Origin of the sequence: Methylotenera sp. (assembly GCF_029946165.1) — a bacterium.
In the GTDB taxonomy this organism is placed as follows: domain Bacteria; phylum Pseudomonadota; class Gammaproteobacteria; order Burkholderiales; family Methylophilaceae; genus Methylotenera.
This window is the reverse complement of sequence record NZ_JAQSDZ010000009.1, coordinates 1-2936: the sequence shown is the minus strand read 5'-3', so window position 1 is coordinate 2936 and position 2936 is coordinate 1. Positions and strand designations below refer to the sequence as shown.

Sequence of the window (2936 nt, the reverse complement as noted above, 5' to 3'; positions counted from 1 at the left end):
GTAAGCGGTAAGCCTGCGGCGTTCTTCCCTTGCGCGAGGCTGCTCCCCAGAATGCCTGCATCGACAACGACAGCAAGGCGAACGAAGTGGAACAGCAAGGAAGAAGACAGCATCTGGGGGAGGCGAAGTGGCGCGAGCTGCTGAGTCGGTTTGATGCAGGCAGCGAGACGGTCGAGGTATTTTGCAAACGCGAGGGCGTGACCAAGAGTTCGTTTCAGCGCTGGCGATCACGCGTGGCTGCTGGCGCACCGCTTGGCAAAGCAGCCCAGCGGACGCAACAGCCCATGCAACAAGCGGGCTTCGTTGATCTGGGCATGCTGAGCCTGCCTTCGGCAAGCACGGGTCGCGTGGAGCTCACACTGGATCTGGGCGGCGGTGTGACCTTGCGGGTGGCGCGTGGCTGATGTTCTTTCCCGACGCTCACCTTCGCGTGTGGCTCTATGGCGAGCCGGTGGACATGAGGAAGTCCTTCGACGGCCTGTACGCGCTGGCGCGCAATGGTCTGAAGCAGGACCCGCTGCAAGGCGCGCTCTTTGCCTTCGTCAATCGCCGAGGCACGCAGATCAAGGTGCTGTACTTCGACCGCAGCGGCTGGTGCGTCTGGGCCAAGCGGCTGGAGGCTGGGCGATTCATCGGCGACTGGCGTGGCTTGAGGCACCGCGAGATGGACTGCACAGGCCTCAAACTCCTGCTCGAAGGCATCGAGATCAAGCGCCAGCGCAAACGCTATCGGGTGATGCCGCAGGGCACATGAGACCGCACAGCCAGGACAATAGGCCCATGCGCAGCGCCACCTTGCATCCCACGTCCACCGACACCCCCGAGGTGATCGTGCTGCGAGGCCAGGTGGCCGAACTCAAGCGCCAGCTCGAATGGTTCAAGCGCCAGTTGTTCGGTCGCAAGAGCGAGCGCTTTGTGCCCACCCCGGATCCGCAGCAGATGCACCTTGGCCAGTTGCTGGGCGAAGAGTTGCCCGCGCCGACTGATGCACCCAACACACCCGAGGCGGGCCAGCGCGTGCCCGCACACACGCGCCGCAAGCCGCGCAGCGACATGGCCGACGATGGGGGCTGCGCCTCGTTCTTTGATGCAGCGAAGGTGCCGGTTCAGACCATCGTCGTGGCCAACCCCGAGACACAGGGCCTGTCGCCGGACCAATACGAAGTCATCGGCGAGAAGACCAGCCTTCGGCTGGCGCAGCGCCCGGGCAGCTATGTGGTGCTCAAGTACGTGCGCTCGGTGATCAAGCGCCGCGACACCCAGACGCTGCACTGCGCACCAGCGCCGATGGGGGTCATCGAGGGCAGCCGCGCCGACGTGAGCTTCATCGTGGGCTTGATGGTGGACAAATTTTGCTGGCACCTGCCGCTTTACCGTCAGCACCAACGCCTCATGGATGCAGGCTTCACGCTCAGCCGACCATGGCTGACACAGCTCGTGCAACAAGGCGTCGCGCTGCTGGAGCCGGTCTACAACGCGCTGCTGGCTTCGGTGCTGGCCAGTCGGGTCAAGGCGATGGACGAGACGCCGATCAAGGCTGGACGATCGGGGCCAGGCAAGATGAAGGGAACCTACTTCTGGCCGATCTACGGTGAGCAGGACGAGGTGTGCTTCCCGCACTTCGAATCACGCAGGCACGAGCACGTGCAGCAGGCGCTGGGCCTTGACGTCATCAAAGGCGGCGTGCTGCTCACGGACGGCTACGCTGCCTACGAACGCTATGCGCGCAAGAGCGGCATCACCCATGCTCAATGCTGGACCCACGCGAGACGGGGCTTCTTCGAGGCACAGGACGCCGAACCCCAGGCTGCCGCCGAAGCGCTGCAGCGGATCGGCGCGCTGTACGAAATCGAGGAGGAGATCCGGCGCAAGGCGCTCACGGGCCAGGCCAAGCGGCAGCACCGCCAGGCTCACAGCAAGCCGCACGTGGACAGCTTCTTCGCTTGGGTGGCACAGCAGTTCGAGCGCCAGGGGCTGTTGCCCAGCAATCCGTTCACGAAGGCGCTGGCCTACGTGCGCGAGCGTCGGGCGGGACTGGAGGTCTTCCTGGCAGACGCCGATGTCCCCATGGACACCAACCACCTTGAACGCGCGTTGCGTGCGATTCCAATGGGGCGGTCCAATTGGTTGTTCTGCTGGACGGAACTCGGCGCCAGGCACGTGGGCATCGTACAGAGCCTGATCGTCACCTGTCGCTTGCACGCCATCGATCCCTACACCTACTTCGTAGATGTGCTGCAGCGCGTGGGGCAACACCCGGCCGCGCGCGTGAGCGAGTTGACACCACGGATGTGGAAGCAGCACTTCGCGCAGGCGCCATTGCGTTCGGACCTGCATGCCTTTGCTGGGAGCGCGCACGACGCGTCCCCATCTGCGGCATGAAGCGCATGACGTACATCACGCAGGCCATCCTCGCGGAGGCGGTCATCGCGCTGCAGGGCATGGGGGCGCAGGAGCAGTTGCAACTTGCAGACGAGATCTTCGCTCGTCAGCCGAATATGCTGGGTTCGGTGATCGTGCTCAGGCGTTTGGGTGCCAGCGATGCGCAGATCGGTGTGGCGGTGCACGTGCTGCTCGTGAGCTGGTTGGCAATGAAGCGTTGTGAGGCAAAGGACGCCCTGAAGTGGCCGGTGATCTCAGAGGACCTCCAGGACCAATGCTTGCAGCGCCTGACGGCACGTGTGCGCTTCACCGAGGGCATGCCTGTCGAACTGCAGCGTCAGGCCGCGCAGCAGTACACCGACACGCAAGGTGAGCGGTATTTGCTGGCCTATGTTCACGGTCACTTGCGCGACCAAGGCTTGCTGGACATCAAAAGCGAGGCGGAGAAATACGTGCTTCTATGCGCGCTCAATCTCGTAGAGTGCATCGCCAGTTCAAGGCCAAAAACACGGCGGTAAACCGTCTGGCAAGGACGTCGGCGAGTTACCGCTTAC

At 63.7% G+C, this 2936-nt stretch carries 3 protein-coding genes and 1 pseudogene; all 4 read left to right on the top strand.

Annotated elements, in window-relative coordinates; translation table 11 throughout:
• Positions 1-29: 29 nt before the first annotated feature.
• The 4 genes and pseudogenes from PSV17_RS06450 to PSV17_RS06435 all read left to right on the top strand — a co-directional run bounded on the left by PSV17_RS06450 (position 30) and on the right by PSV17_RS06435 (position 2900).
• A complete protein-coding gene (locus PSV17_RS06450) occupies positions 30-404 on the top strand; it encodes an IS66 family insertion sequence element accessory protein TnpB (RefSeq protein ID WP_300480812.1) in 375 nt (124 codons plus the stop codon).
• Positions 404-754, top strand: a complete 351-nt coding sequence (gene tnpB / locus PSV17_RS06445; protein WP_300480810.1) for an IS66 family insertion sequence element accessory protein TnpB — start codon at positions 404-406, stop codon at positions 752-754. Before PSV17_RS06450 ends, tnpB begins: the two co-directional genes overlap by 1 nt.
• Positions 755-831: 77 nt before the next feature.
• Positions 832-2382 (top strand): annotated as a pseudogene (locus PSV17_RS06440) (IS66 family transposase); the annotation flags it as partial.
• Positions 2383-2387: 5 nt separating this feature from the next.
• Complete coding sequence (locus tag PSV17_RS06435) at positions 2388-2900, top strand: hypothetical protein (RefSeq protein WP_300480808.1); 513 nt, start codon at positions 2388-2390, stop codon at positions 2898-2900.
• Positions 2901-2936 lie beyond the last annotated feature (36 nt).

Excerpts from the sequence above, each read along its gene's own strand:
- PSV17_RS06435 (WP_300480808.1), top strand. The coding sequence starts at position 2,388 with ATGACGTACATCACGCAGGCCATCCTCGCGGAGGCGGTCATCGCGCTG.
- tnpB (WP_300480810.1), top strand. The coding sequence starts at position 404 with ATGTTCTTTCCCGACGCTCACCTTCGCGTGTGGCTCTATGGCGAGCCG.